The organism is Phaeobacter sp. NW0010-22 (assembly GCF_040365955.1).
GTDB lineage: Bacteria > Pseudomonadota > Alphaproteobacteria > Rhodobacterales > Rhodobacteraceae > OMPR01.
Window position 1 is genome coordinate 409,904 of the sequence record NZ_BAABWT010000003.1, and the last position, 26,594, is coordinate 436,497.

A 26,594-nucleotide genomic window follows, 5' to 3' on the forward strand; every position below is an offset into this window, starting at 1 on the left:
CTACAGCTCGCCATTGAATGCGCGTTGTGACAGGGACGGGAATAGGTCATCGCCAAATTTTAGCTTTTCGTTGGACTGCCTTACCTGGTCCACGATTGTTTGAAAACGCTTCTGTGCTTCCATCGGTGGCATAGGTAACTTGATAGCACCAGCGGCTGTTTGGTTGATCTTGAATGTTCCGTTGGTTGTCCGGGCGGCTTCAAGAATTTGGTTCCTGACAAAAGGGCTGTTCCAAATACCTTCTAGAAATGCCCGGGTCACCTGTTTAGGATTTGGCTTGGCAGCAATCATTGTATCTGGGAACGCGGTACCCGGGATCGTTTGTGTCGCGTAGAATCCTTTGCCGATCAAATCAGGAGACCCGTTGCCTCGGCAAATATAGAAATCAGAGTCGTTTACGGTGTCTTTCGCTGAAATAGGAACCAAGAACTTACCCTCTTTTTCCTGTTCTTCATCGAAATGGTCCCCGGTTATCGCTGTGAGTGTTAACACGCGGGCGAGAACCGTTCCTCGACTAGATGGTGATATTCCGTTGCGCAGCGGTATCGACAAAATCGATGCAAAGTTTTCAACAGGGTATTTTTTCGGATTTTCACTAGGGTCACCAAACATCTCAAGAAACGTCGATTTTAGGAAGTCATCGGCGAGGGTGAGGACCTGTTCGCGTTTGCGGCGGATAGCATCCGCCTTGTCCAATATCGCCGCGATCCGTTGTTGTTCCGGCAGCAATTTCGGGACTGGAATTTCTATGCGTTCAACTTCTGAGGGGCGTGCCCGCAATAGTGAGCCGCCCATGCCTGCGACTGTGTCCAAGAACTGTTGGTGGAACGGTGTGGAAAGCAGCATGTAGCGCAGATACTCTTGGTCAACGTCAGAATGCCCAAAGACCAACCACTCACCAGAAGCAATTTGCCTATGTCCATTCGATGGGCCAACCACCCACACGCGTTGAATGTGCGGAACAATTCGCGAAATCAATACATCGCCAGGTTCGACGACCTTCTTCGATGAACCAATTTCTTTACCGTGTAGGACTTCAGGATTCTGGGAGTCATATGCAGGAATACTAAAAAGTTCGAATAGCTCATCCGGGAAGCGTCTGGGGTCCACAGATCCTCGACTTTTTACCTTAAACTCACCAACAGGTTGCATAGGCGTCGGGTCATCGCCATCGTTGACAGTGATATTTTTAGCCGCTGTCATTTGAGCATGCCTTCAAGAGAAGCTAGATCGGCACCGATTTCCGTGTTCAGTTTTTTCATCTGTTCAAGAATGAGATCGGGCGCGTCGAAATCTTCAACTTCATGAACTCGCTTCTTGTACCGACCGATTGACAAATCGTAGTTTGCTTCCCTGATCTCTTCAGCAGGCACAATGAAGGCACTTTCGGTTCTTTTGTTACTTCCAATGGCCTTGCGGTTCTTCCATGCTGCAAGACATCCGGGGAGGTCGTTTGCCTGAATTGGGTCGCGCTTATCGTCCAACGAAAAACCATCATTTAACACGTCATAAAAGAACACATCATCCGTGCGTCCGCCTTTGGTGAACATCAGGATGCCGGTGCTGACCCCCGCATAGGGTTTAAACACACCAGAAGGGAGAGAGATCACGGCCTCTAGCTGGTTCTCGTCCAACAACTGCCTACGCAGGGCCACATGTGCCGTTGAGGAACCGAACAGGACCCCATCAGGCACGATGGTTGCAGACCGTCCGCCAATCTTGAGCATTCGCAGGATAAGCACCAGGAATAGCAGTTCTGTCTTTTTGGTCTTTACCTGCCGCAGCAGCCCGGCATGCACATCTTCGTAGTCCAAGCTGCCTTTGAATGGTGGGTTGGCCAGGATCACATCGAACCCTTCGGTCGCGGCCTTTGGGAACCGTTCGGGGAAGTTGTTAGACAGCGTGTCTTGGTAATGGATGTCAGGGTCGTCAACACCATGCAGCATCATGTTCATCGCCGCGATCCGCAGCATGGTGGCGTCAAAATCAAACCCGTGGAACATGTTCGAACGAATATGTTCACGATGATCCTCGAGCAGGTCACCGGTGTAAATGTTGTACGGCTTCCCATCATCATCCGTTTCGGTGATGACCGCCTCGGGTGAAGTGTAGGTCTCCATCAGGTATTCCATCACCTGAACAAGGAACCCGCCGGTGCCACAAGATGGATCAGCGATCACCTCGGTCGGTTTGGGTTCCAAGATGTCCACCATGAGCCGAATGATGTGGCGCGGTGTGCGAAACTGACCATTGATGCCCGCTGTGGTGAGTTTGCTGAGCAGGTGTTCGTAGAGATCCCCTTTGGTGTCACCTTCGGTCAGAGGCAGGTTGTTGATCATGGTGACAGCCTTGGTCAGAAGGCTCTCCTTCTGGATCATCAACTGGGCGTCTTTCATGAACTCAGAGAAGGTGGTTCCACCAACCGATGACTTTCGGAAATGTGGGAACACACGGTCACGAACCAAAGGCAGCATTGCATCACCACCAAGGTGGCGGAAGTGCGACCACCGTAGGTCTTGGTCGGCATCAGAAAAGCGGCGTTTGAATTCCGTTCCGCTGCGACGCAGACGGTTTTCATCGCGGGTTTCAGCCACATCAAGCAGCCGGACGTAAATCAGAAATGTGATCTGCTCGATCACAGTCAGGGGGTTGGTGATACCTCCTTGCCAAAACTCCGTCCAAAGCGCGTCAACGCTACGTTTTAGATCGCCTGTAATCATTAGTGTATCGTTCCTTTATCCGTTCCGTCGCTGTCGCCGGACCGAGAAGGGGGCGCAAAGAGATTAACGATTTTCATAAGTTGATCGATGTCATCAGGTTTATCGAACACACCCTCTGGCCCGTCCGCATCCACCACAGTGAAGGGTTGGTCGTAAAGTTTGTCGATTGTTATGAAACCGAATTTGACAATGTGGTTCTGGAGCATGCCCAAGAACCTAGTTTGTTTGGCTGTAAGCTCTGGGTGGCTGAGCACGAAAGTTGAGAACCGATCCCGCACCATTTCCGCATCAAGGCCCACCATGGAGCGGATCGCCAGGTCTAGCGGTAGGGCTGTCGTTGCAAAGAACTCTTCCAACGCTTCACGGCCAACATCGGGGTTCTGGGTCAGGACTAGGGAAATGATGGCGTTGAGGTCTTCCGCCGTGACTGGTTCACCGTTACGGATTTTGACAAGCGTCGGGTTGGTGTCGAAATGTTTGCGCAACTCTCCTTCAACGATGCTCTTATAGGCCGCCATGTCAACGGTATGCAGACTTGCACTGCGACGCCCGGTTTGGACCAGAGATTCGTCTTCTGTTACATCAATGATCTTAGGACCAATACCCGGGCTAGTCCCGGGTTCGCGGTAATGAATGATCTCACGCAATGGCTTGCGAACGTCCTCTAGCGCCGCAACCGTCAAGTTCCCCCAAAAGGTGTCTGATTTGGCATGCTTTATCACTTCCGCCTTTTCTCGCACTGGGTTCAGATTCATCTGGAGCCGATCCAACCGCTCCATAAAATCTATGCGCAGATCAGCAACATCTGCCGATGCAAGAAGGGTTGCGATTTGAAGCCTACATACGAGGAGGTCGAATGCGTGAGCCTCTGTTGCGCCCCTGATATTCCGCCATTGCATGAGCGGTGCGATGGTATTTCGAAGCGCAGAAACCGTGTTTGGTTCAAACTTTTTTAGGTTATCCAATGCGCCAACTGATCGTTTTTCTTTCCAGCGTTCGCGTACTGCAATCGATTCTTCAGGTAGTGCTTCGATGTCGGCTGAGATCAGAGTGACTATATCATAAAATGTAGCGATTTCGCTCTTACGCAAAGCTGTTTCTGCCAAGGTTAGACGTTGCTCGAACAACACTTGGAGTAGAGACTTGGATGGCTGTGGTTCTGCGGGTTGGTATCCATCTTCGAACCGTTGGAAGTTACCCCAATGATCAAATATCCGGAAGACCTTTTTATCGAGACCTGGACCAAACAGGTCAGGACACAGACGTGTGCCCCGCCCAACCATTTGCCAAAACTTGACCGGCGACTTGATTGGTTTTGCGAACACAAGATTGACGATTTCAGGAACGTCTATGCCAGTATCAAGCATATCGACTGAGATCGCGATGGTCAGTTCGTTCGTGGAGCTTTTGAAATCGTCGATTAATTGTTCGGCCCGTGGATCGTAGTTATCGATGACTCGGCAAAACTTCCCGCCATATTGCGGATACATCTCATCGAACAAGTTGCTCATCAACATGGCATGCACGTGGTTGCGAGCGAATATGATGGTTTTGCCGATTGATTGTTCGGAGCCATCACGAACGCCGTTCTCCATCAAGTTCCTGATTATGACCCGGTTGGTATCACGGTTGAATATGCCTTGGTCGATTTGCTCGGACGAAAAATCGTAGTTGTTAGGGTCTTCACCTTGATCTTCAAGTTCCGCGATCTGCTGGGCTGTCAGACCTTCAAGGCGAATACCGTCTCTTAGAAATTGGGTAGTATGTTCAAATACCTCAAATGGTGTCAGATACGGAGGCTCGGATGTTACCGCCTGTTCGAGGTCATAGTTGAAGGTTGGGAGTTGGCCTTCACAGTTGAAAAGGCCGAAGGTGCTGCGTGTAACAAAGTTAACTGGCGTTGCAGTTAAGCCAATCTGTAAGCTGTCGAAATAGTGAAAGAGATCACCATAGATGTTGTAGATAGACCGATGGGATTCATCGGCGATGATCAGATCAAAAAAGCCAACATCGAACGACTGAAAAACTTTCAACATCGCAGGGTAGGTAGCGATGAAGATTCGTTCAGTTGATTCCCCGCTCGCTCTAGAATTTACAACTCGTACTGGTTCTGTTTCCACGAACTCAGTGAAGGAATTCTTGGCCTGTTTGCGAAGCTCTTTACGATCACAAAGGAACAAAACGCGTTTTGCCCAACCCGCACGGATAAGCAAGTCAGCGAGAGCGATAGCGACCCTTGTTTTTCCTGTCCCTGTCGCCTGAACGATCAAAGCCTTTCGGTAGTGGTCTGAAAAACGTTCCGCTACGGCTTTGATGGCTTCAATTTGGTAAAGCCTGTTGACGATACGTTCTTGTGGCACCAGCGTTGTTAAGTCTTTCTTGTTCTTCCGCTGGAACTTCACGAGGTATTGCAAGCTGTCCTTTGAGTAGTAGCCGTAGACCTTTCGAGGTGGATACCCACCGGCATCATCCCAAAGCCATAGGTCATAACCATTGGTGTAGAAGATGACTGGGCGTTGCCCACTTTGCTCCTCCAGCGCGTCGGCGTAAAGCTGAGCTTGTTTTCTACCGCGTTCGGGATCAACGGACGTTTTTTTAGCTTCGATCACCGCAAGTGGAGAACCATCAGAGTCAAAAAGGACATAATCAACAAAACCTTTTCCAGAAGTAGTCGGTTGTCCGAGAACTCCGAATTCCTTGGCAACTTCCGAAGTCGAGACGTCGCCACCAGCGATATCCCAACCAGCGGCTGCGATCATCGAGTCAATAATCCTAGTTCGTGTGGTTGCTTCATCAAATTCAAGAATATCAGCGGTCTCGGATGCCGATGTTGCCAATATTTCAAGTTCCGCGGCTTTCTTCTCTGAGGTCTCAACTTGGAGGCGAGCAGTTTCCAGCTCTTCCAGCAATGACGCCATCTCAGCTTCCTGAGCCGCTAGTCGATCAAGTACCCTCTTTGTTTCAGTTTTTACCTTTGAAACATCGGTTGGGGGAAGGGGTTTGGAAAACTTCGGTAGCGATTGAATGTCTGACTTCTTGAAGTAAACAATCAACCAACGCGACAGGTCGAATGCTTCCTTTAGAAGCCAGATCGCGGTGGCTGTCGAGGCCCCTTCACCATGGACAGCTTTGTTGCCCTGGACCCGAATTGCGTGAAGTTTGTCGCGGACTACTTTGGGCGTAATAGTGCAGAACGCCCCCCCGTTGAGCAGGTCAATTTGTTTGGCCCTGACTGGTTTGGGGAGTTTCAGGTCCCGGTAAATGTCTTTAACTAAGTTCTCAGCAAGAAGGCGTATATTAAACACTGAACTTGTTGGGTCAGTGTGCGCATAAGATTCGGCCAATGCGCCCAATCCAGCCAGTTCGGGCCAATCTTCTCTCAAGAACTCAAAATTGATGGAAGTCATTTCATTGCCTCCATTAATGCTGAGTCGAACTCATCACGGTTGGACACAATCAACGGTGTTTCATGCGACTTGTCGAGTTCTGAAGCTACATCCAGCCTTAGCCGTTTATTGAAGTAATATAACATTGCCTTGCGAACGGTGATTGTAAGCGATCCGTTTTTCATGCCGTATTCAGACGCGATGACCGCTTTTTGTGCCTTGGAAAGCTCTGGGTTGGGGATCAATTGGACATCTACAGTGCCAATCCAGCTAGTGTCGCTGCTTGCTAGCTCTCCGGCATCGCCGATATCACGTGCGTCCAGAACTCGAGATGCGATGAAATCCTTAAATTTCAAATCTTCATGACAGAAAGCCCGAACGTGCCATCTTAAACCATCGTTCCCAAACGCATGGGGTGTAATTCTCCGCCACGATGGGGCAGGTTTTAAGGGGTTCATTGATTGATATTGGATTTCCACTGATGCAGCGCGGTAAATGCTCTCAATCACGGGCTGAATTGCGCTGGTTGAAACGGTACGGACAGGTAGTGGTAGTTTTGTGGACAGGCTTGTTTTGCCTGACTTTCGAGCCGCATCCGAATGAGTCGACAAGTATTCGTCGGCATCATTGGAAGCGAAGAATGGGGTAAAATCTTTTGTGGGAGAATACTGCTTCTTGCTGGCGTCGTAAGACAAGTTTGAAGGGTGCATCCTTTGGTACGACGCCAGATCTTTCGATGCTTGTGGAACAGAAATCCCAAACTTCTCAATCAAGTCGCTTCGATTCAGACTTCCATGCCAGAAGGCTCGCTGCTCCAAGTACTGGAATCTTTGCTCGGTTGCCCATTTAATATTTGCGGAGCCCATTAGAATCACCATGTGTATACTAAGTATCCGAATATTTAGTATTCGCGTTTCAGTCAAGTATGAAAACGCTCACACTGAGGAAAAGTCCGCAACTTGTTGTGGTTTCTCCTACAGGCTGATCTATCTGAGCTTGATATAAACTAAGTGCGACAATTGAAATTGAAATCTATCCTCGACGCCCAGTGGTGGCTCACCTTTAGGGAAGGCCCACGACCTTAGCCCTAGAACGCCAACTGAAGAAAGATGCCGGTGAGTACCGGATTCGAACCAGTGTACTTGGATTGGCAATCTGAGAGGTTAAGGGTGCGTTTGCTGATGAGGTGATGGGGTATGAAGTGTGGTATGGGTTAGATTGGTGTTTTAATTATCGTTTAAAACAATATGCTTATGGTGTTAATTCGTAAGACTTCGTCTCCGCCACCTAACCCCCTGTTTCTGCGACATATCCAATACTTGCGCAAAATCGCAAATTGGCGGCAAATTGGGGATGAAAATGACGATTTCCCAATAATTGCCCAAAAAGTCTGGGTGCCGAGGAGCCTGCCCATGACTTCGAAATCACTCCCAAGGCACTTCAAGTTCATGAGCAAGAAGCACGTGGGAGATTTCTTGCGAGGCAGAGTCCGTATCGCAAACCTGTCCTATTATAGGAAAATGGAAGGCCCTGAGTGGATTGCAGACAAAGAAGAGGGTTTCATGTCCGCTGAGGTGCGGGATGTGAATTTCTCAACATTGAGCCCAATACAACGATCTGTAGTCGCCTCGCGTATCAATAAGACAAGAGCGATGAAGATAGAAGATCCTGCGCTTGAGACGGCTCGCATCGACGTGCGTCTAACAATTGTTCCGCGACCAGCCTACGTGCTCTGCTTTTCAATCGAGCCCTTCGAAAGTGCGATGAGGGCGATGTGCGTTGATGCGCCGGATGGCTATCGATACGATGCTTGCGTTGAAATTCTCGATATTGCTGCGTTTTGTCAGGCCATACTGGATAGTGGCACTGTGGGTGGCGTGCCTTTAGGACCGGAGATTTCAAGCAGCATGCTCGAATCTGTAAAATATCAAAACCGCCATGTTGACGTTTGGCAAGAGTCGCCACCAGATGATCCGACATTTGCCAAGCCCGCAAAATTCGCAACACAGCAGGAATCGAGGTTCGCTATGTCCCCCTATTCCGATGCTGATATCAATGAAGAGACGATATTCGTCGATTTCAATGTTCCTGAGGGAATCCTTCGTGAAATTCCTTTGAGCATTTGAGGTTCAGATAACGCGCAGCCTGGTCCGCCGATCCTCGGGCAACTTGGGCCAAAACCCCAACCGTGCTTCATCAACCGCTCGCTGAGGTCATCGGGATCCAAAGTCGACGGGTGCCAGCGTTCCACTCAATGACATTGGCGGTAAAGCACTCGCCGGTTCGGCATCTTGAGCCGAGCAAGAAGGCAATCTTGGCAAGGGTATAGGGTTCCGGGTTGGTGTGACGCGGCAGTGTCAGCGCCGCCGCCGCCTCGATTATCGGTGACCTCAGAGAGCCGCCCGAAGCTTGCTCCCTATTCGTCCCGATTGACCAAATCCTGGATCGGCAGGCTGTGTTTTTCGACCACGGGTTTGATCACGATATAAGAGAAGTATTTGTCGATCCCAAGGTTGCGGTCGAGCAGGGTTTCCATGATTTCCTGATATTGTGAGACGCCGCGCGCGACGAATTTCAGCAGGTAGTCATAGCCGCCGCTCAGGAGGTGGCATTCGACCACATTATCGTGGGTTCGGATTTCGTTTTCGAACTTGATGAAGTCCTTGCGACGGTGATCGGCCAGCGTGATCTCGGTAAAGACAATCACATGGTCGGCCAGTTTTTTGAGATTCAGAACCGCGCGGTAGTTCTGGATATATCCAGCCTTTTCAAGGCGTTTGACCCGTTGCAGGCAGGGGCTAGGGGACAGGCCAACAGCCGATGCAAGGTTCACGTTGGTGATATTGCCCTGCGCCTGCAGGGTGGAAAGAATATTGATGTCGATCCGGTCGAGCTTCGGCGATCCAGCCATATTCTTTCCCCCAGTTGTTCGCTTTATCCTGCCAACTCTGCTTGATGCGCCTTAACCAAGTCCATCATGCTATTGAAGCGAAAATTATAGGTCGGCATCTCGCCGGGATTCATTGTGGCGCCGAACCCTTCTTTGTCGTGGCGGCGATAGATCCAGCAATTGGACAGCCCGTGTTTGTTGGCAGGCGCGTGGTCGTGGAACATGCTTTCAGCCGTGTGCAGGATGTCCCCTTTTTCGATCCCCTGACGGGCCAGCATCTCGAGCATATAGTCGAAATTGCGGTCCGCAGGTTTGTAGCTGCCGACATCCTCGGCGGTATAGACGCCGTCAAAATGAACCCCCAGACGGGTGTTCGCGCCCGAAAATGTCAGGTTGTCGGTGTTGGTCAGGACCATCAGTTTGAAGTGCTTCTTGAGGTAGGTCAGCGCTTCGATCGTGTCATCAAAGGCGTGCCAGTGGCGCGCGGACAGGCCATAGGCTGCGCATTCTTCCCACGTCACCTCGACACCCCACTCTTCGGCCAGACGGCGGTACACAACGGGCAACAGTTCGTAGTATTTCTTGGCCGGAGAATAGCGCTGAGCGGTGCTTTCATAAAATGCGTGCGCCTCGAGGATATCATCCCGCGTCAGGGTTCGGCTGACCCGGTCCGTGAGCGGTTTCAGGCCGGTGATCATGCCGCCCTCCCAATCGATCAGCGTGCCGTAGACGTCGAATGTGAGGGCTTTGAAGTCAGACAGTTTCATGGGGGTGTCCTTTTGCGTTCAACTTGTGGTTCAGAAGCGCGTTATTTTCTAGCGGCGCGTTAAAGAGCATCGGTTTCTTTCCGGGTTCGGCTTCCCTCTGAACGTAGCAAAGCGCGCCGGAAGGAACGCCCGTTTTATGGGTTTGTGCAGCATTTCCCACCAAAGAAACCTCAAGTTGCAAAATTTTATGCTGTTGGTATGTGGCTGTTTCATTGGCCTATAGGGCACATCATGCGCCTATGGGTCAATTCCCCAGCATAAAATGAGTGCCCTCTGTGCCTTGCGCCGAACCATTTGGGGATTGGCGTTAGTTGGCGAGTTCGGCCAACACACCGGTGAGCATTTCATCGCAGGCAGCGAGCTGTTGGGCAGTGACAAATTCGTCGGGTTTGTGCCCCTGCCCCGCCATCGATCCCGGCCCACACACAACGGTTGGAATGCCAAGCTGTTCGAACACCCCTGCCTCGGTGCCAAAGGCGACTTTGGTGGTATCTGTCTGTGCGAGCCGCTGTGCCAGCGCCGCGATTTCGGTCGTGTTTGCCACGTCCAGACCGGGGTAGGCGTTGTATCGTTCCAGCAGGATTTGAGCGCCCGCGAATTGATCGCTATAGGCGGCTTCGACCCGCGCGGCGGCGGCACTGATTTTTTCAAAGATCTGATCCGAAGGGTCAGCGGCCAGATGGCGATATTCAAAGGTCATCTCGGCATGGTCAGGAACGATATTCAGGGCCACACCGCCGGACAGCTTGCCGATGTGAACCGTCGAAAAGGGCACATCATATGCGGGGTCGTGCGCCCCGTTTTCTGCAAGTTCGGTTTGCAAACCGCGCAGCTCCATCATGAAATCCCCCGCCAGATGCAGTGCATTCACAAAGGTGGGCGCCAAGGCGGAATGGCCGTTCTGGCCCACAAAGGTTGCGCGCAGGGCTGCCTTGCCCTTATGGCCAATGGCCACCTGCATTTCGGTGGGTTCGCCGACAAAACAGGCGCGGGGTTGACCGATACAAGCCTTGAGCGGGTCAAACATGCGTTGAATGCCGACGCAACCGATTTCCTCGTCATAGGAAAAGACCAGTTTTAGCGGCTCTTTCAGGTCGTACTGTGCGGCCCTGTCTGCGGCGGACAGCATGCAGGCGAGGTAGCCTTTCATATCCGTGGTGCCGCGCCCGTAGAGCCGCCCCTGATCCTGCGTTAGCTTAAAGGCGTCGCGGGTCCAGGCCTGCCCAGTGGTGGGCACAACGTCGGTGTGCCCTGACAAGACGATGCCCCGCCCGGCCGGGCCACGTTCAGCAACCAATCCCGCCTTGTCCCCGTTTGGGTCCATCAGGCGGGTGGTCTGAAAGCCGCGCTCTGTCAGGTAGGTTTCGATGAAATCAATCATGTCGAGGTTGGAGTTTGCGCTGACCGTGTCAAATTCGATCAGTTTATCCAGTACTTCCACAGTCTGTGTCATCATCATTTCCAATATTTTTCGCGCTTTGGAGAGGCGGGGTTAGCCGCCAAATCCGGGCAAACCATCCTGGGCATTGCGGGTTTTGCAGTGTTCGACAAAGGCGCGTACCACGTTGGTCCGATCTGCATCATTGGACATCAGCAACCCCATTCGCATCGAGCGCGTGCCGCCAACCAAGGGGATGAATTTAAGCTGTTTTCCATCAGGGGATTGGTCGTTTCGAGGCCGCACATTTGCGATCGAATAGCCAAACCCATTGGCAACCAACCCGCGCATCACCGCCATGTCTCGGGTGCGTTCTGCGATGTTTGGTTTCACCTCGGAATTGGCAAAGAACGACAAGAAATAGTCCGAGCTGAATGGCAGGTCGAGCAAGACCATCGGGTGATTGCCCAGAGCCTCGACCGACACCTCAGGCAGATCGGCCAAGGGATGGGTTTCGTTGACGATCACAAAGGGCGGCAATTGCAAGAGCGGCACAAATTTCAGATCTGAGGGCAATTCCAGATCATAGGTCAGGGCGACATCGATATCGGCGCGGCGCAGATAGCTGAAGATCTCGGACTGGTTCAATTCGAACTGGGTGGTGCGGACATCCGAGAATTCGTCTTCGAACCCGCGCCTAAGGGCGGGCAACAACACCTGAGCAAAGGTAACGAGACAGCCGATCGCCAAGGGGCCGCGCACCGACCCGGATATGTCACCGGCAAGGTCGGTCAGCTGCTCGGCCTCTTTCAAAACCGTTTTCGCCTGAACCATCATCTGGCGACCTGCAAGGGTCAAAGACAGGCCCTGCGCATGTTGGCGCACAAAGAGAGGCAGCCCGAATTCCTGTTCAAGCTGCGCAATTGCGGCCGAAATGGAAGGCGAGGACACATTCACCCGATCCGCAGCAAGCGTGATCGTGCCCGCCTCGCCGACGGCAACGAAATATTCCAACTGTCTGAGTGTAAATCTAAGTGGCATATGCCCTTATCCTCTGCGCACGCCCTCATCGCAAGAGCGCGCGCATGGGTTCAATGATCGGAGTATTATTCCGCAGCTTCTACCTGTGGGCCACCGGCGGCTTCCATCTGGGCCAGCCAGATCTGGAAATCGCGAATTGTGCCTTCGTAATCATCGGCGGCCAGTGGTCCGGCTTGGGCATGTTTCGATTTCAGCGCCACCTGCATTTTTTCCAGCTTCTCGCGGTCTTCGCGGTTGACCTCTTCCCACAGCTTGATGCGCCCTTGGATGGTTTCATCATCCAATTGATCGCCATAGGTGGACATCGTCCATTTCACGCGGATCAGATCGGCGCCCAGTGGGAAAATCGAAATCGACACCAGCAGGGTTGCCGCCTGACTGGCGACCTGCGTCGGAAAGATCGAAAACAGGGTCGAACGCATCTGCTCTGTTTCGTTGAGGCCCGGCGCCCCCATCCCACGGGAAGGGATATCTTGCGGGTAATTGGCGCAATAGGAGGTAAAGCCGCCCCCGGCAGGACCTTTGCGGGCCAATCCGGTGGGGGTGTAGTCATGCAGCGTCTTGGGGTGTACCACGGAGAGGTGATAGCCTTCCATGAAGTTTTCGACCAAGCATTTCCAGTTGGTGTGCCAGTTTTCCTCGGCCACGTGCACAATTCGGAAGGTTTCAGTCTCATACGCAGACAGAAGCGTGTCCAACTCAGGATGCTCGAACGGGGCGGCCTGATCATCGAGATTCACGTAAATAAAGCCGTTCCAGAATTGGGTGTTGAACCCATAGAGGCGGCAATTGTCGGTCTTGAACCCGGCGTTTTCCATCCGTGCGGCCCGCAACAGGCCTCCATCGCGGCCATAGGCCCAGGCATGGTAGGTGCAGACAAAGCGTTTCACATTTCCACGACCCTCGGCCAGAGGCATGCCACGATGGCGGCAGACGTTGGCGAGCACGCGCACCTGATCATCATCGCCGCGCACGATGATCATCGGTTCGTTCAGCACCTGTGCAGTGAAAAAGTCGCCCGGTTCGGGCACCTCGTCCACGCGCCCCAAGCAATGCCAGCCTTGGCGCAGTACATTGGCGCTTTCGTGTTCGAACCATTTGGGATCCGTATAAAAGCGCCCGGGCATCCCCATCGGACGATCTGCGGGCAATGCTGCCAGTTCCTGCAAAGTTCGGCTGATTTCTGCTACATCCGTCATAATAGGTTCCTCCCTGATAAGCGGTTTTGCATGAGTTTGATTCCGGGCGTCTTATTCGTCGCCCGGAACCCCGTAAGATGGTGCTTCGCGCGGATCGAGCGCGCGTTGGACGTATGCTTCGAGCTGAGGTTGATAGACCTCCCAAGCGGTTGCGATGGCCTCAATAGGGCAGCCTTCGGTCCAGTCGCAGCGCAATTCGGCGACGGGCCAGCTGTGTTTATCAACCATCAGCAGACCGGCGGAATGGATCGGGCCAGCTTCGCCACCTGCGGCCAGCCCGGCGCGCATGGCTGCGATCAGGCGGTCGCCCAGATGACCGGTTGCGGTTTCAAATCCTGTCACGATGGCCTGACAGATACCGTCGTTGGCCAACAGGTTCCCGCCCGAGGCCACATCCCGGCCCTGCGCCTGCGTCCAGATCCCCAGTGAGTTCGGACCAGAGTGGATCGCGGTTTCACCCTGCGCATCCACGGCCAGAACCTGACGGTATTCGATGAATTTGCCACGCGCCTGCACCTCGGCGATGGCCTCAGAAGCCGAGGCACCGCCCTCCATCAGGTCCAGAGCCAAGGGGCCCAATGTCGGATCTGTTATATTTTGCGACGACACGGCCCCGACGCCAGCACGGGCAAACGCACACCGCGCTGCCACTGCCGGAGAGGACGAGGAAATCGCCATTCCGAACATGCCTGTTTCAGCGCACCGTGCCACCAACGAAAAGGTCATATCTTATCTCCCTGCCCACGCCTGTTGGCGCAGGCCCTGTTTTACCTGATCACAATAGTCTTTTGGGGAAGTGGGGCGGTCAGCCCCCTAGGTCTTAGTCCGGAATAACGGCTGTGCCGTCGATCTCGACCAGCCAGTCGGGGCGGGCCAAAGCTTGGACGACAAGGCCAGTAGACACCGGGTGCACCCCTTTGATGTATTCGCCCATAGTTCGATAAACATCCTCGCGGTGGCGCACGTCTGTAATATAAACGACAACTTTGACCAAATGTTCCATTGATCCGCCGCATTCTTCGATCAGCTGCTTAATATTCTGCATCACCTTGTGGGTTTGCTCGACCGGATCATGGCTGTCGATGTTCACCGCATCGTCCAGATTCTGTGGACATTGGCCGCGCAGATAGACCGTCTTGCCACCCGTGGTGATCACGGCCTGACACAGATCGTTGTCGAGTTTCTGTTCGGGATACGTGTCAGAGGTGTTGAACTTGCGAATGCGAGTGTGTGCCATTGGGGGCTCCTTCGGGTCCGGCAGGTCAGTCTGTACCTGATGCGGGGTGGCAGATGTGCCGGTTTGAGGATGGGGTTACAAAATTTTCGGGGCAGCTCTTGGCGATCCGAGCGTTGTGCGCAAGTGGATCGCCAAGGTCTATTTGCACTGTATGGCCTTTTGCGGGGCTTACAGTTTCAGGCAAAGAACGCGTTAGGCATTCTGTTTGCCAGCATCGATACGAGCCATCAGATATTGCGCGAAATCGTAATTCGGACGTTCTAGATGGCTGAGGTGACCGGGGGCTGCCAAGTTGGAGCTGAGCCCTTTGAACACCTTTTCGGTGCAACCGCGATCTTCGACGTTCACATCATCCAACAGAGTTTTCAGCGCGTTGAAGTTTTCCTGAGCGTCCGGATCATCGGCATAATCATCGGACATGCCGCCGCCAAACCGAATGTGGACTTGACCGGGCCCCTTGGGGTGCAGGCTGAGATACCAGAAATATCCGGGCGTCAGAGTAATCAACAGGCTGGGATACAGAGCCAACAGGAATGTTGTGCGACGCTCGTCCCCCTTAAGGCGCTCATTCGACGGATGTGCCATCGCGATGCGGAGCTGATCATCCTTCAAGATGGTGTGGTAGTTGAATGCGGGCAAACCGGGAGGGCAAACCATTTCTTCGAGCTTACTGAGGCCACCAATTGTACCCGCGTGGCACACCGGCAAATGGTAGCTTTCCATGAAGTTTTCGGCCAACACCTTCCAATTGGTGTCCCAGATATGCTCTTCAAAGAAGGCTTCGGTGTAGTTGGTCATGTCGTAGCCGGCGACCATCTCTTCGACCTGTTTCAGCTGGTCAGAGACATCAGGAGCATCAGCGTTCAGAGAGATGAAGACCCAGCCGAGCCATTCCTGACAACGTACTTTTGGCAGCGTGTAATTGTCCTTGCAGAACCCTTCGTTCAGGGTCATGGCCGGGGCGCCGCGCAGGCTGCCGTCCAGATTGTAGGTCCAGGCGTGATAGGGGCATACGATGGAGCGTACGGTTCCGCTGCCCTGCAAAAGGGTCGACATCCGGTGCAGACAGACATTTGACATCGCCCGCAGTTCATTGTCGCGATCCCGCAAAACGACGATAGGCTGGTCGGCCAGTTCGCAAGTGATGTAGTCGCCCGGATTGGGCAGCGCGCTGGCACGGCCAACACAGAACCAGTCTTTGCTAAAGATATGCTCCAGCTCTTCGGCGACAAAGCTCTCGGACGTGTAGACTTCGGGCGGCATCGCGCGCGCCTGCTCAAAAGGAACCGAGGTATTCTGCCGAAGGGCGTCCAAGGTGGCTATATGATCTTTTGCCATGTTGGCGGTCTCCTCTTACTCAAATCGTTTGTTTGCGTCCGACCCCAATTGAGCCAGCGCGTGTGTGTCGAATCGATCACCTATTATCTGGGGCTGGCGATCCAAGTTTACGTCAAACAAACCTCTTGCGCCTAAGTCCATGATATTTGTGATCTCCTGTGGTTTTTCGTCCCGAAATCACGGGCCCGAGTCGCGTTTCGAAAGTGAGTTTCCACTGCGGTATAGCGGTTGGAAAGAACTGTCTGTCTCACCTCTGTTAAGGTTGCCCCTAACCACGGAAATGACCCGCAACAAGGAACGAAAGAAGGGCGGCTTTACCGCGACCCCTCCCCTATTTTACGTGCGCTTTAGGCGTCTGTAAGCTCTCGCTTAACGGGGGCGCGATAATCGCGATATTTGCGCTGTGTCACGATTTGGTCAGCGACGTGTTTTGCATCATGCCAGACGCCCCAGATAAAGGTCGATCCGCGACGCGATTGCCAAGGCAGCCCAAGGAAGTAGATCCCCGGTTCGGAGGACACCCCACGCTGATGCTTGGGCTTACCTGCCTCATCACAGGCGTCGACCTCAAGCCAGCTGAAATCTTGTGAAAAGCCGGTGGCCCAGATGATCGAATTCACGCCAGCGGCGGCAAGGTCCAGCTCCCGTGTTGGGTTGGTGACACACTCAGGATCCGGGCGCACGGCGCGCGCCTCGGGTTCTTCTGGCAGGTCCAGACCGTTGCGGGCGACATAGGCATCTGCCAAATCCAGCATCCCGTTATAATTGGCATCGCCATGAGCAATGTTGTCCGCCAGATCTGGCGCAAAGGTCAGCACACCGTCGTTGTAGGTCTGCGTCATGCCGACAAGGTTCATGCCGCCTGCCGCCAATTCGCGAAAATCAACCGTATTGCCGCCATGGGCGCCGCTGACCGCGATGGTCACATGTTCTGTTCCGGGCTTTAGCGCCGCCACGTCCCACAGGCCCAGCACACCGAGCCACCAGACAAAATCACGACCTCGGTAGGCGCGTGGGGGGCGATCATGTGGACCAACGGACAGATAGACCTTGCGCCCAGCGCGCATCAGTTCATCCGCGATCTGCGCCCCGGATGACCCGGCACCGACGACCAGAATCGCGCCTTCGGGCATTTGATCGGGATTGCGATAGTGGAACGAGTGCATCTGCAATACATCCGCGTCTTGCGGCACCACCGACGGGATGACAGGGGTTTGGAACGCGCCGGTGGCTGCAATTACATTTTCGGCTTCGATCACCCCATCAGAGGTTTCGATGCGAAAGCCGGGTTTGCCGGAATTACGGGTCACCTTAGTTACATCGACACCACAGCGAATGGGGGCGTTGATCATTTTGGCGTAATCGACAAAATAGTCGGCAACCTGCTCTTTGTGGGGAAATTCCTCGGGACCAGATTTGGCAAATTCCATATTGGGAAAACGGTCATGCCATGCCGGACCGTTTGCCACCAGAGAGTCCCAGCGCCCCGTGCGCCACCGCTCTGCGATCCGGTCCCGTTCCAGCACAAGGTGAGAGATGCCATTGTTCGACAAGTGTTCACTTGCTGCAACACCAGCCTGGCCAGCACCCACAACAAGTGTATCTACTTTTTCAACTGTCATTTCAAATTCCTCTTAGGCATTCCGGGCGGATCTGCTTTTAAACCTAAGGGACGATGCCATTCACGGAAAACATGTTTTCATTAAGCAGTGATTGGGCACAGTCTAAGTGCCGCCTAAGTGCCATAAAAACAGGGGACCCCAGCATGTGGAGCCCCCTTCGGTCATGTCCCGTACACGCGTTGATGCGAACCTAACGGGTCGGCACAGGAGCATCGCCTCGGTAATCGTAAAATCCGCGGCCTGATTTGCGGCCGGTCCAGCCTGCCTCGACGTATTTGACCAGCAACGGACAGGGACGATATTTCGTATCCGCCAAGCCATCGTGCAAGACGTTCATAATCGCAAGGCAGGTATCCAGCCCGATGAAATCGCCCAGTTCCAGCGGCCCCATCGGATGATTTGCACCCAGTTTCATCGAGGCATCAATCGATGCGACATTGCCAACCCCTTCGTAGAGCGCATAGCAGGCTTCGTTGATCATCGGGATCAGGATGCGATTGACGATGAAGGCGGGGTAATCTTCGGCTGAGGCGGCAGTTTTGCCAAGGCTTTCGACCACCTTAAGCAGCGCAGCATACGTTTCTGACGATGTTGCGATGCCGCGGATTAGTTCCACCAACTGCATCACCGGCACAGGGTTCATGAAATGGAAGCCCATGAATTTTTCCGGGCGATCCGTTTTGGCCGCCAGTCGGGTGATGGAAATAGACGAGGTGTTCGAGGTGAGCACCGTATGCGATTCCAGTGAGGGCTGAAGCCCGGCAAAGATTTGATCTTTGATCTGTTCGCGCTCGGTTGCGGCCTCGATCACCAGATCCGTGCCACCAAGGTCACCCAATTCACGCGTTGTACGAATGCGGCCCAACGCGGTGGCGCGGTCCTCTTCACTCATCTGTCCTTTGGTGACTTGGCGGGCGGTGTTTTTTTGGATCCGCCCGATGGCATCATTGAGGGCATCTTGGGAGATGTCGTTCAGCAAGACCTGATAGCCAGAGGTGGCAAAGACATGTGCGATGCCATTGCCCATCTGCCCTGCCCCAACAATGCCAACGGTTCGGAACTCCATCGTGTTACCCCGCAAAGCTGTAGGCTGTTTTGACAATGGTATAGAACTCAGCCGCATACCGGCCCTGTTCGCGGGATCCGTGCGAGGACCCTTTGCGCCCGCCAAACGGCACGTGGTAATCGACCCCGGCCGTGGGCAGGTTGACCATAACCATCCCGGCCTGACTGCGGCGTTTGAATTCACGTGCATATTTCAGGCTGGAGGTGCAGATGCCCGAGCTGAGGCCAAATTCGGTGTCATTGGCGCTAGCGAGGGCTTCGTCAAAGTCAGCGACTTTGATCACGCTGGCACAGGGGCCAAAGATCTCTTCGCGGGTTGAGCGCATGGCGTTTGTCGCGTTGAGGAACACCGCCGGGGCCTGAAAGTATCCGTCGGTTTCGCCCTGAATACGCTCGCCGCCAATGACCTCGGCGCCTTCCTGTTTGGCAAGATCGACATAGCCGAGGTTGCCGTTCAACTGCTTTTCACTCACCACTGGGCCAATCTGAACGGATGGGTCCAAGGGATTGCCGACCTTTAGTGCCAGCATTTCCGTAGTCAGGCGATCTACAAATGCATCATGGATGCCGCCCTGCACGATGATCCGGCTAGATGCGGTGCAGCGTTGTCCGGTTGAATAGAACGCCCCATTCAGAATGGCAGGAACCGCGATATCCAGATCTGCGTCATCCATCACAACGATGGGGTTCTTGCCGCCCATCTCTAGCTGTACTTTCTTCATCCCTTGCGCGGCCTGAACGGCAAGACCCCGCCCGACGGGAACGGAGCCAGTGAATGAAATGGCGTCGACCTGTGGGTGGGATACGATGGCGTTGCCGACAACGGACCCCTGCCCCATCACCAGATTGAACACCCCAGCCGGACACCCAGCATTGTGGATGATCTGGGTCAGGATATGCGCGCTGGCGGGCGTCAGGTCCGCCGGCTTGAACACAACCGTGTTGCCATAGGCCAGTGCCGGGGCGATTTTCCATGCCGGGATCGCGATGGGAAAGTTCCACGGGGTGATCAGGCCAACAACCCCAACCGGTTCGCGCACCACGTCAACATCCACATCCGGGCGAACCGAGGCGATGGCATCGCCCGCAACCCGGATCGCCTCACCTGCGAAGAAACGGAACACCTGTGCGGCGCGGGCGGTTTCGCCGGTGGCCTCGGCCAGGGTTTTGCCCTCTTCCCGCGCCAGAACGCGGCCGATTTCATCCTTACGGGCGAGCAGCTCTTGTGCAACAGCTTCAAGCAGATCGGAACGGACCTGAGGGGAACAGCCAGCCCAGTCGGGCAATGCAGCACGCGCGGCCTGCGCGGCCTGATCCACATGATCAGCTGAGGCGCGAGCATAAAGGCCGATCACTTCGGACACGTCCGCCGGGTTGCGATTTTCAATTGCGTCAAGCCCGTCCAGCCAGGCCCCCGCGACAAGGTTCTGTTTCATGGAGTATCCGAAATTTATTGAAGTGTCATGGCCAGGGCCGACAGATCCGGCCCTGACTTCTAAACGATAACGCCTGCTTATTCAGCAGCGATAGCAGCTTGTGCGTTTACAGCTGCTTCGATTGATGCCTCGAGCACATCCAGCGCTTCGGCCAAGATGGGCGCAGGGGTCGTGAGCGGCGGCAACAGACGCACAGCGTTTGCGCGTGTGCCGCACGGCAGGATGATCAAGCCTCGGGCTTCGGCCTCGGCGATGATGGCTTGGGTCAGGGCTGGGTCTGGGGCATTGGTGGCCCGGTCTGTCACCATTTCAAACGCAATCATGGCCCCGACACCGCGCACGTCGCCAATCGGTTCCATACCTTGACGCGAGGCGATGTCGTTCAGGCGCGCCTTGATCGCATCCCCGATGTCATCGGCACGGGCGCACAGGTCTTCTTCTTCAATCACCTCAAGCACCGCATTTGCCGCTGCTACGGCCAATGGGTTACCCGCATAAGTGCCGCCGATGCCGCCCGCAGGGGCAGCATCGACGATCTCGGCCCGACCAGTCACGGCTGAGAGCGGGAACCCGCCAGCCAGGCCCTTAGCCATGGTCACCAGATCGGCGGCCACGCCTGCATGTTCGAACGCAAAGAGCTTGCCCGTGCGTGCGATACCTGTTTGCACTTCGTCTGCTATCAAAACGATGCCATGTTCATCACAGATATTGCGCAGCGCGCGCAGGAATTCAGGTTGCGCGATGTTAAAGCCACCTTCGCCCTGAACCGGTTCGATGATCATTGCGGCAACGCGTTCCGGATCAATCGAGCTGCGCAGCATGTTTTCCAAAACGTTCAAGCTGTCCTGAACGGTGATGCCGTGGAATTCATTTGGGAAAGGCACATGCACCACTTCGGGGGGCATCGCGCCAAAGGCTTTCTTGTAAGGGTTCACCTTGCCACACAGGGCCATGCCCATCAGTGTGCGGCCATGAAAGGCGCCCGAAAACGCGATCACACCAGAACGGCCCGTATGCGCACGCGCCATTTTCACGGCGTTTTCAACCGCTTCGGCCCCGGTTGTGACCAACATGGTTTTCTTTGCGAAATCGCCGGGGGTGGCGTCGTTCAGACGTTCCGCCAGCGCGATATAGCTTTCATAGGGCGCAACGTGGAAGCAGGTGTGAGTGAAGGATTCGGACTGTGCGGCGACGGCGGCCATCACCCTGGGGTGACGGTGGCCCGTGTTGTTCACAGCGATCCCGGCGGCAAAGTCGATATAGCGTTTGCCATCCGCATCCCACAGCTCGGCATTGTCGGCCCGCACGGCATAGATCCCGCGGGTGGCAACACCGGTTGCAACAGCAGCCTCACGGCGCGCTTTCAAAGTTTGACTGGAATTCACAGGTGGTCCTCCCGTTTGATTTTCGATTCTGGATAATGTATTGCTCAAATAATTGAGCAATACTAGGGTAAAGTTGCGCATCAACCCTCGATTCGACTATCCTTGGGCATAATCCATGGGAGAGCACAGACAATGACCGATGACTTTGATGTAGGGGGCAGATTACGCGCCTTGAGAACGCAATTCGGCCTATCTCAAAGGCAATTAGCCGAAAGCGCTGGTGTCCCCCACGGTCAGATCTCGATGATCGAAACCAACAGAAGCAGCCCTTCGGTTGCATCTTTGCGCAAAATATTGGGCGGATTTGGAATCACGATGTCTGAATTTTTTGAACCAGACAGCCCACTAAACAATCAATCTTTCTTTAAGCCCGACGAGCTGCGCGATCTGACATCGATGCTGTATCAAGGAAACGAAGCGGCACAAAAAATGATCACGTTAAAGCAGGTTGGCGACGCCAAGCTGCATGGGCTGCAAATCCTGCACGAACGCTATGAAGCGGGTGCTGACACCGGATCGACCATGATTGAACACGAGTCAAACGAAGGTGGCATTGTAGTTACCGGTGAGCTGGAAGTGACTGTTGGCGATGAGTCGCAGGTCCTGAAAGCCGGCGATGCCTATCTTTTCAACAGTCGCGAACCACACCGGTTTCGCAACATCTCTGACCGCCCAGCCGAAGTGATTTCGGCCTGCACACCCCCGTATCTGTAACCCTCAGCGCACGGCACCTCTGTGACCCTGCCCAAACTGGAATGTAAATGACCCCGCTTGATGGTTTGAAAGTTGTCGAACTTGCCCGCATCCTTGCAGGCCCATGGATTGGCCAATCGCTTGCTGATCTTGGAGCCCAAGTCACCAAAATCGAAGCCCCAGCCGGAGATGACACGCGCACATGGGGCCCTCCGTTCATCGAACGGGACGGCGACAAGACGGCGGCGTATTTCTATGCCGCGAACAGGGGCAAAACCTCGGTCGCGATTGATTTCCGCACCCCCGAAGGGCAACAGGCAGTGCGTGATCTTGTTGCGGAGGCCGACATTCTGATCGAGAACTTTAAGGTCGGTGGATTGGCGAAATACGGTTTGGACTATGACAGCCTCAAGGCACTGAACCCGCGCCTAATCTACTGTTCCATCACGGGGTTTGGGCAAACAGGCCCCTACGCGAAACGCCCCGGTTATGATTTCCTGATCCAAGGCATGTCTGGGTTGATGTCAATCACCGGTGAGCCTGATCGCCAACCGCAAAAAGTGGGCGTTGCCGTCACGGATGTTGTCACCGGACTGTACGGAACCATTGGTATTCTGGCCGCAGTGGAACAGCGTCACCGCACCGGACTTGGGCAGCACATCGACATGTCCCTGCTGGATTGCGCAACGGCGATGCTGGCTAATCAGGCCATGAACTTCCTCGCCACAGGCAACAGCCCGATGCGCAAGGGAAACGACCACCCCAACATCTCACCCTATCAAGCCCTACCAACGGCGGATGGTCACATCATTTTGGCGGTCGGCAATGATGGGCAGTTTCAGCGGTTCTGCGCCGTTGTCGCGCGCCCCGATCTGGCGACAGATCCTGAGTATGCCACCAACCAACTGCGCGTCAGCAACCGCGAGGCGCTGACGGAGCAGATCGAACTGGCGCTCAAGCCATGGTCTTCGGCCGATCTGTTGACTGCACTGGAGGCCGCCACTGTCCCAGCCGGGCCAATCAACTCGATCGGTCAGGCGTTTGAGGATCCACAAATTCAAGCCCGTGGATTGCGCATTGACCCAGAAGGGGTACCGGGCGTGCGAGGCCCATGGCAGTTTTCAGACGCAGAGCTTGCGCTGGATTTGTCTGCGCCCACCCTGCCCCAAGGCAGCTGAACACGACACCCCGGACAAAAAAGAGGCCGCCCGAGGGCGGCCTTTGAGTTGGGGGATAAGGCCAGCGCAGGGAGGTGCGCAGACCTTGAGGTATCAGAACAAGATCGACGGCAGCCAAAGCGCGATCTGAGGAAAGATCACTACCAGCGCCAAACCAAAGATCTGTAATGCCACAAAGGGCAGCGCCGCTTTATAGATGTCCCCGATGGTGATTTCTGGTGGGGCAACCGAGCGCATGTAAAACAGGTTGTAGCCAAATGGTGGCGTCAGATAGGCGGACTGCATCGACAGGATGAACAGCACTGCAAACCATGTGGTGTCATAGCCAAGATCACGCACGATCGGCACGAACAGCGGTACTGTGATGAACACGATCGCAAAATCATCCAAGAACATGCCCAAGACAAAGTAAGTCGCCAGCATCGCCAGAATGACGTACATCGGCGACAGTTCGAAATCTTCGATCAGCTCACCCACGATCTGACCAGCGCCCAAACCCACATAGATTTTGGAAAAGAACACTGCGGCCACGGTGATCCACATCAGCATCCCCATCAGCTTGGTCGTTGTCAGCATCACGTACCGCAGCATGTCCCAGTTGACGCGCCCATGCAGGGCCGCAATCACCAACGCCCCGAACGCGCCAATCGCGGATGCCTCAGACGGAGAGGTCACGCCCCCGATAATACAGCCCAGAACGGTTGCGATCAAAACCCCGGGCGGGATCAGGTGGCGCAGGGATTTGAGTTTCTCAAGGCCGCTAAAGCGATCTTCGACAGGGGCTGGTGGGCCAAGGTCTGGATTGATCCGGCAGCGGATCAGGACATAGGCGATGTAGATCCCTGCCAGCATCAGACCCGGCATCAGGCCTGCGGCGAACAGCTTACCGACCGAATCCCGACTGAGAAACGCGTAGATGATCATTAATACAGACGGCGGGATCAGAAAGCCCAACGCGCCACCGGCCATGATTGTGCCGGTCACCAGCTTTTTGTCATACCCCCGCTTCAACATCGCGGGCAGCGCAATGATGCCAAGGCTAACCGTGGCCGCGCCCGAAACGCCGGCCATCGCAGCAATCAACGCGCAGATGATGACGGTTCCGACCCCAAGGCCACCGGGCACGCCGCCCATCAGCTTGTGAATCATTTCAAACAGGTCGTCGGTTATCCCCGACCGTTGCAAGACCAGCCCCATGAAAATAAAGAGCGGCAGCGCCACCAGCAGAAAGTTGTCCATCGCGCTGTAGGTGGAGCTGACAAGCAGCTCGAGCCCACCTGGGCCCCACAGAACAAAGGCGCTGCCGACGCCGGAAATTGTCAATGCCCAAGCAAGTGGCGAGCCCATCGCCATCAGCGCCAGCATCGACAGGAACATGATCGCCGTAATGGCCAGCGGATCGAGTTCAGCCATGATGTATTCCTCTCCGGGTGACCGCATGTCCCCCGCGTAAATGCGCCTTACTTGTTGGCGGCTTCCAGAAGTTCCGGATCAATATCGGTTTCGTCTTCGCCGTCGCGGGGATCGACAAAATCCACCCCAAACAGCACCAGTACGGCACGCAGCAATTCAGCAATGTTCTGCAAGATCACCAAACCAACCGCGACGGGGATGACCGTCTTGATCGGGTAGATGGCAGGTTGCCAGATACTTTTGTTCGAATACTCTCGAACAGCCCAGCTGTCGGCGGCGAATTCAACGGCCATTTTGAAAAAGACACCAAGCACAACCAAGCCCAGCGTGAAAATGATGGTGTCACAGAACGCTTTGCCGCGCGGCCCCATCAGGCCATAGATCACTTCGGATCGGACATGCCCCCGATGGCGCAGGGTATAGGCACCCGCCAACATGCAAAATGCACCGTACAGCATTGTCGAAGTTTCATGCGCCCAGATGGTGGGAGAATTAAGAAAGTAACGGGCGATGATTTCCAGCATCAGCACGGAGATCATACCCAGGGTCAACCATGACACGGCCCGTCCGACAAACTCGGACAGGCCGTCCTGGGCGACCAGATATCTGGTCACCCAACTCATTACAGGCGGCCTTGCGCCTTGGCGTTGGCAACCAGTGCATCAACGAACGCATTGTTGCGATCCGAGCGCGCGGCCTCTTCCGCCCATACACCTTGAGCAGCAGCAGTCAGCGCCTTTGAATCTTCGGCGGGCAACGTCGCATAGGTAAAAGTGCCCTCGGCGACACCTTCGTTGCCGTCTGACAGCCACTGGTGGATGTCATCAGCAAACTGTGCAATCGCAGTTTCCAGGATCTGCTTATGCTCGTCCGAGAGTTTGTCCCAAGCCGCAGGGTTGGCAAGGAAGGTTTCAGTCCAACCCGGCATCAACATGTTCATAAAGGTATAGTTCGTCGCGGTTTCGTGCAGCTTAAGCTGTTCGTACTCAACCGGGCCACCGTAAACGGCACCATCAATCACGCCAGTCGACATACCAATATAAAGCTCCTGCGCGGGCAGGTAGACGGTTGGGATGTCAAATGCGTTCAGTACCTTGGCGACGTTTGACGTGGCACGGATTTTGCGAGTCTTCAGGTCTGCGAGCGATGTGATCGGCTCTTTGGTCAGCAGGTCATAGTTATGACCGTAACCTTTGCCCAAATACACTGTCCCGGCTTCGGCGTAGGCTTCGGTCAACAACGCATCAACTTCGGGGCTGTTGAACAGGGCCTTTGCCTCATCAACGCTGGCCCATGCGCCGGGCAGACCCGCTTCGATGTTGCCGATGTCAATCTGACCAGACCAGTAGCCGCCTGTGCCATGCACAATATCAACGGTCCCTTTGGAGACAGCATCCGCGAACTGATCCGAGGCCACCAGCTCTCCGCCGCGAAAGTACTGAATGCGCAGTGTGCCGTTTGACGCTTCTTTGACCGCTTTGCGGAACTTCTTTGCGATTGGGTCAATTTCGGTACCGTAGAACGTGTGAAAGCGCAGACGCACGGTGTCAGCTGAGGCGCTTGTGGTGACTGCGGCGAGCGCTGCAGCGCCTGCAATCGCACCCAAAGCGGCGCGGCGAGTGAATGTGCTGAATTTCATTTTGATCCTCCAAAACGGGACAGAGTCCCCAATTTCTCGCTGCGCCATCCCGTACCCAGAGGTCAGATCCCAAGCGGCAGCGTTGGTAAGTCCTACACCGCGCCTTACATGTTGCGCAATAAATTATGCACTTTTCGCTTGATTTTTGATTACATTTACCAGTCAACCTTACAACATCGTCAGAAACATGCCTGTATTTAAAAGATA

Annotated in this window: 22 protein-coding genes; 3 read left to right on the forward strand and 19 right to left on the reverse strand. The window is 54.5% G+C overall.

Features of this window, described 5'->3' with window-relative positions; all coding sequences use genetic code 11:
* The 4 genes from ABWV33_RS08900 to ABWV33_RS08915 are packed head-to-tail and all read right to left on the reverse strand — an operon-like array spanning position 1 to position 6,972.
* Entirely contained in the window at positions 1-1,203 is a 1,203-nt protein-coding gene (locus ABWV33_RS08900) for a restriction endonuclease subunit S (protein ID WP_353330171.1), read from the reverse strand.
* Positions 1,200-2,720 (reverse strand): type I restriction-modification system subunit M, encoded by a 1,521-nt coding sequence (locus ABWV33_RS08905; RefSeq protein ID WP_353330173.1) that lies wholly within the window; start codon positions 2,718-2,720, stop codon positions 1,200-1,202. Before ABWV33_RS08905 ends, ABWV33_RS08900 begins: the two co-directional genes overlap by 4 nt.
* Positions 2,720-6,127 carry a DEAD/DEAH box helicase family protein gene (locus ABWV33_RS08910; protein ID WP_353330175.1) on the reverse strand — a complete coding sequence of 1,136 codons (3,408 nt, stop codon included), beginning with the start codon at positions 6,125-6,127 and terminating at the stop codon, positions 2,720-2,722. The genes ABWV33_RS08905 and ABWV33_RS08910 overlap by 1 nt, the downstream gene beginning before the upstream one ends.
* On the reverse strand, positions 6,124-6,972 hold the full coding sequence (locus ABWV33_RS08915; RefSeq protein WP_353330177.1) for a BrxR family helix-turn-helix transcriptional regulator: 849 nt from the start codon (positions 6,970-6,972) through the stop codon (positions 6,124-6,126). Before ABWV33_RS08915 ends, ABWV33_RS08910 begins: the two co-directional genes overlap by 4 nt.
* 546 nt (positions 6,973-7,518) lie before the next feature.
* Here ABWV33_RS08915 and ABWV33_RS08920 point away from each other — a divergent pair.
* Positions 7,519-8,232 carry a hypothetical protein gene (locus tag ABWV33_RS08920; protein ID WP_353330179.1) on the forward strand — a complete coding sequence of 238 codons (714 nt, stop codon included), beginning with the start codon at positions 7,519-7,521 and terminating at the stop codon, positions 8,230-8,232.
* A 290-nt stretch (positions 8,233-8,522) separates the two neighbouring features.
* Here the strand turns inward: ABWV33_RS08920 and ABWV33_RS08925 are convergent, their stop codons facing one another.
* From ABWV33_RS08925 to gabT, 12 genes are all read right to left on the reverse strand, one after another.
* Positions 8,523-9,017 (reverse strand): Lrp/AsnC family transcriptional regulator, encoded by a 495-nt coding sequence (locus ABWV33_RS08925; RefSeq protein WP_353330181.1) that lies wholly within the window; start codon positions 9,015-9,017, stop codon positions 8,523-8,525.
* A gap of 23 nt (positions 9,018-9,040) precedes the next feature.
* On the reverse strand, positions 9,041-9,763 hold the full coding sequence (locus ABWV33_RS08930) for a haloacid dehalogenase type II (protein ID WP_113821437.1): 723 nt from the start codon (positions 9,761-9,763) through the stop codon (positions 9,041-9,043).
* 307 nt (positions 9,764-10,070) lie between these two features.
* Positions 10,071-11,216, reverse strand: a complete 1,146-nt coding sequence (gene argE, locus ABWV33_RS08935; RefSeq protein ID WP_353330183.1) for an acetylornithine deacetylase — start codon at positions 11,214-11,216, stop codon at positions 10,071-10,073.
* 39 nt (positions 11,217-11,255) lie between these two features.
* Positions 11,256-12,182: a LysR family transcriptional regulator gene (locus ABWV33_RS08940; RefSeq protein WP_215194375.1), complete on the reverse strand. Its 927-nt coding sequence runs from the start codon at positions 12,180-12,182 to the stop codon at positions 11,256-11,258.
* A gap of 65 nt (positions 12,183-12,247) precedes the next feature.
* Positions 12,248-13,381 (reverse strand): aromatic ring-hydroxylating oxygenase subunit alpha, encoded by a 1,134-nt coding sequence (locus tag ABWV33_RS08945; protein WP_353330185.1) that lies wholly within the window; start codon positions 13,379-13,381, stop codon positions 12,248-12,250.
* Positions 13,382-13,432: 51 nt separating this feature from the next.
* A complete protein-coding gene (locus ABWV33_RS08950; RefSeq protein ID WP_353330187.1) occupies positions 13,433-14,107 on the reverse strand; it encodes a DUF1028 domain-containing protein in 675 nt (224 codons plus the stop codon).
* 94 nt (positions 14,108-14,201) lie between these two features.
* A complete protein-coding gene (locus ABWV33_RS08955) occupies positions 14,202-14,618 on the reverse strand; it encodes a RidA family protein (RefSeq protein WP_353330189.1) in 417 nt (138 codons plus the stop codon).
* Positions 14,619-14,810: 192 nt separating this feature from the next.
* The gene (locus tag ABWV33_RS08960; protein ID WP_353330191.1) at positions 14,811-15,956 is read right to left on the reverse strand and encodes an aromatic ring-hydroxylating oxygenase subunit alpha; all 1,146 of its coding nucleotides are present in this window, start codon (positions 15,954-15,956) and stop codon (positions 14,811-14,813) included.
* Positions 15,957-16,303: 347 nt separating this feature from the next.
* Complete coding sequence (locus tag ABWV33_RS08965) at positions 16,304-17,578, reverse strand: flavin-containing monooxygenase (RefSeq protein ID WP_353330192.1); 1,275 nt, start codon at positions 17,576-17,578, stop codon at positions 16,304-16,306.
* Between the two features lie 190 nt (positions 17,579-17,768).
* On the reverse strand, positions 17,769-18,644 hold the full coding sequence (locus tag ABWV33_RS08970) for a 3-hydroxybutyryl-CoA dehydrogenase (RefSeq protein ID WP_353330194.1): 876 nt from the start codon (positions 18,642-18,644) through the stop codon (positions 17,769-17,771).
* A 4-nt stretch (positions 18,645-18,648) separates the two neighbouring features.
* Positions 18,649-20,079 (reverse strand): aldehyde dehydrogenase family protein, encoded by a 1,431-nt coding sequence (locus tag ABWV33_RS08975; RefSeq protein WP_353330196.1) that lies wholly within the window; start codon positions 20,077-20,079, stop codon positions 18,649-18,651.
* A 77-nt stretch (positions 20,080-20,156) separates the two neighbouring features.
* Positions 20,157-21,464 (reverse strand): 4-aminobutyrate--2-oxoglutarate transaminase, encoded by a 1,308-nt coding sequence (gabT, locus tag ABWV33_RS08980; RefSeq protein ID WP_353330198.1) that lies wholly within the window; start codon positions 21,462-21,464, stop codon positions 20,157-20,159.
* Positions 21,465-21,596: 132 nt separating this feature from the next.
* Here gabT and ABWV33_RS08985 point away from each other — a divergent pair, with 132 nt between their 5' ends.
* Both ABWV33_RS08985 and ABWV33_RS08990 read left to right on the forward strand, forming a co-directional pair.
* Positions 21,597-22,178 carry a cupin domain-containing protein gene (locus ABWV33_RS08985; RefSeq protein WP_113821447.1) on the forward strand — a complete coding sequence of 194 codons (582 nt, stop codon included), beginning with the start codon at positions 21,597-21,599 and terminating at the stop codon, positions 22,176-22,178.
* A gap of 47 nt (positions 22,179-22,225) precedes the next feature.
* The gene (locus tag ABWV33_RS08990; protein ID WP_353330200.1) at positions 22,226-23,335 is read left to right on the forward strand and encodes a CaiB/BaiF CoA transferase family protein; all 1,110 of its coding nucleotides are present in this window, start codon (positions 22,226-22,228) and stop codon (positions 23,333-23,335) included.
* Positions 23,336-23,428: 93 nt separating this feature from the next.
* Here the strand turns inward: ABWV33_RS08990 and ABWV33_RS08995 are convergent, their stop codons facing one another.
* Genes ABWV33_RS08995 through dctP form a run of 3 tightly spaced genes read right to left on the reverse strand, consistent with a single transcriptional unit; the run spans position 23,429 to position 26,387 of the window.
* Positions 23,429-24,748, reverse strand: coding sequence for a TRAP transporter large permease (locus ABWV33_RS08995; RefSeq protein ID WP_113821449.1), 1,320 nt, complete (start codon positions 24,746-24,748; stop codon positions 23,429-23,431).
* A gap of 47 nt (positions 24,749-24,795) precedes the next feature.
* A complete protein-coding gene (locus ABWV33_RS09000) occupies positions 24,796-25,371 on the reverse strand; it encodes a TRAP transporter small permease subunit (protein WP_164618493.1) in 576 nt (191 codons plus the stop codon).
* Positions 25,371-26,387, reverse strand: a complete 1,017-nt coding sequence (dctP, locus tag ABWV33_RS09005) for a TRAP transporter substrate-binding protein DctP (protein ID WP_353330202.1) — start codon at positions 26,385-26,387, stop codon at positions 25,371-25,373. The genes ABWV33_RS09000 and dctP overlap by 1 nt, the downstream gene beginning before the upstream one ends.
* Positions 26,388-26,594: the final 207 nt, after the last annotated feature.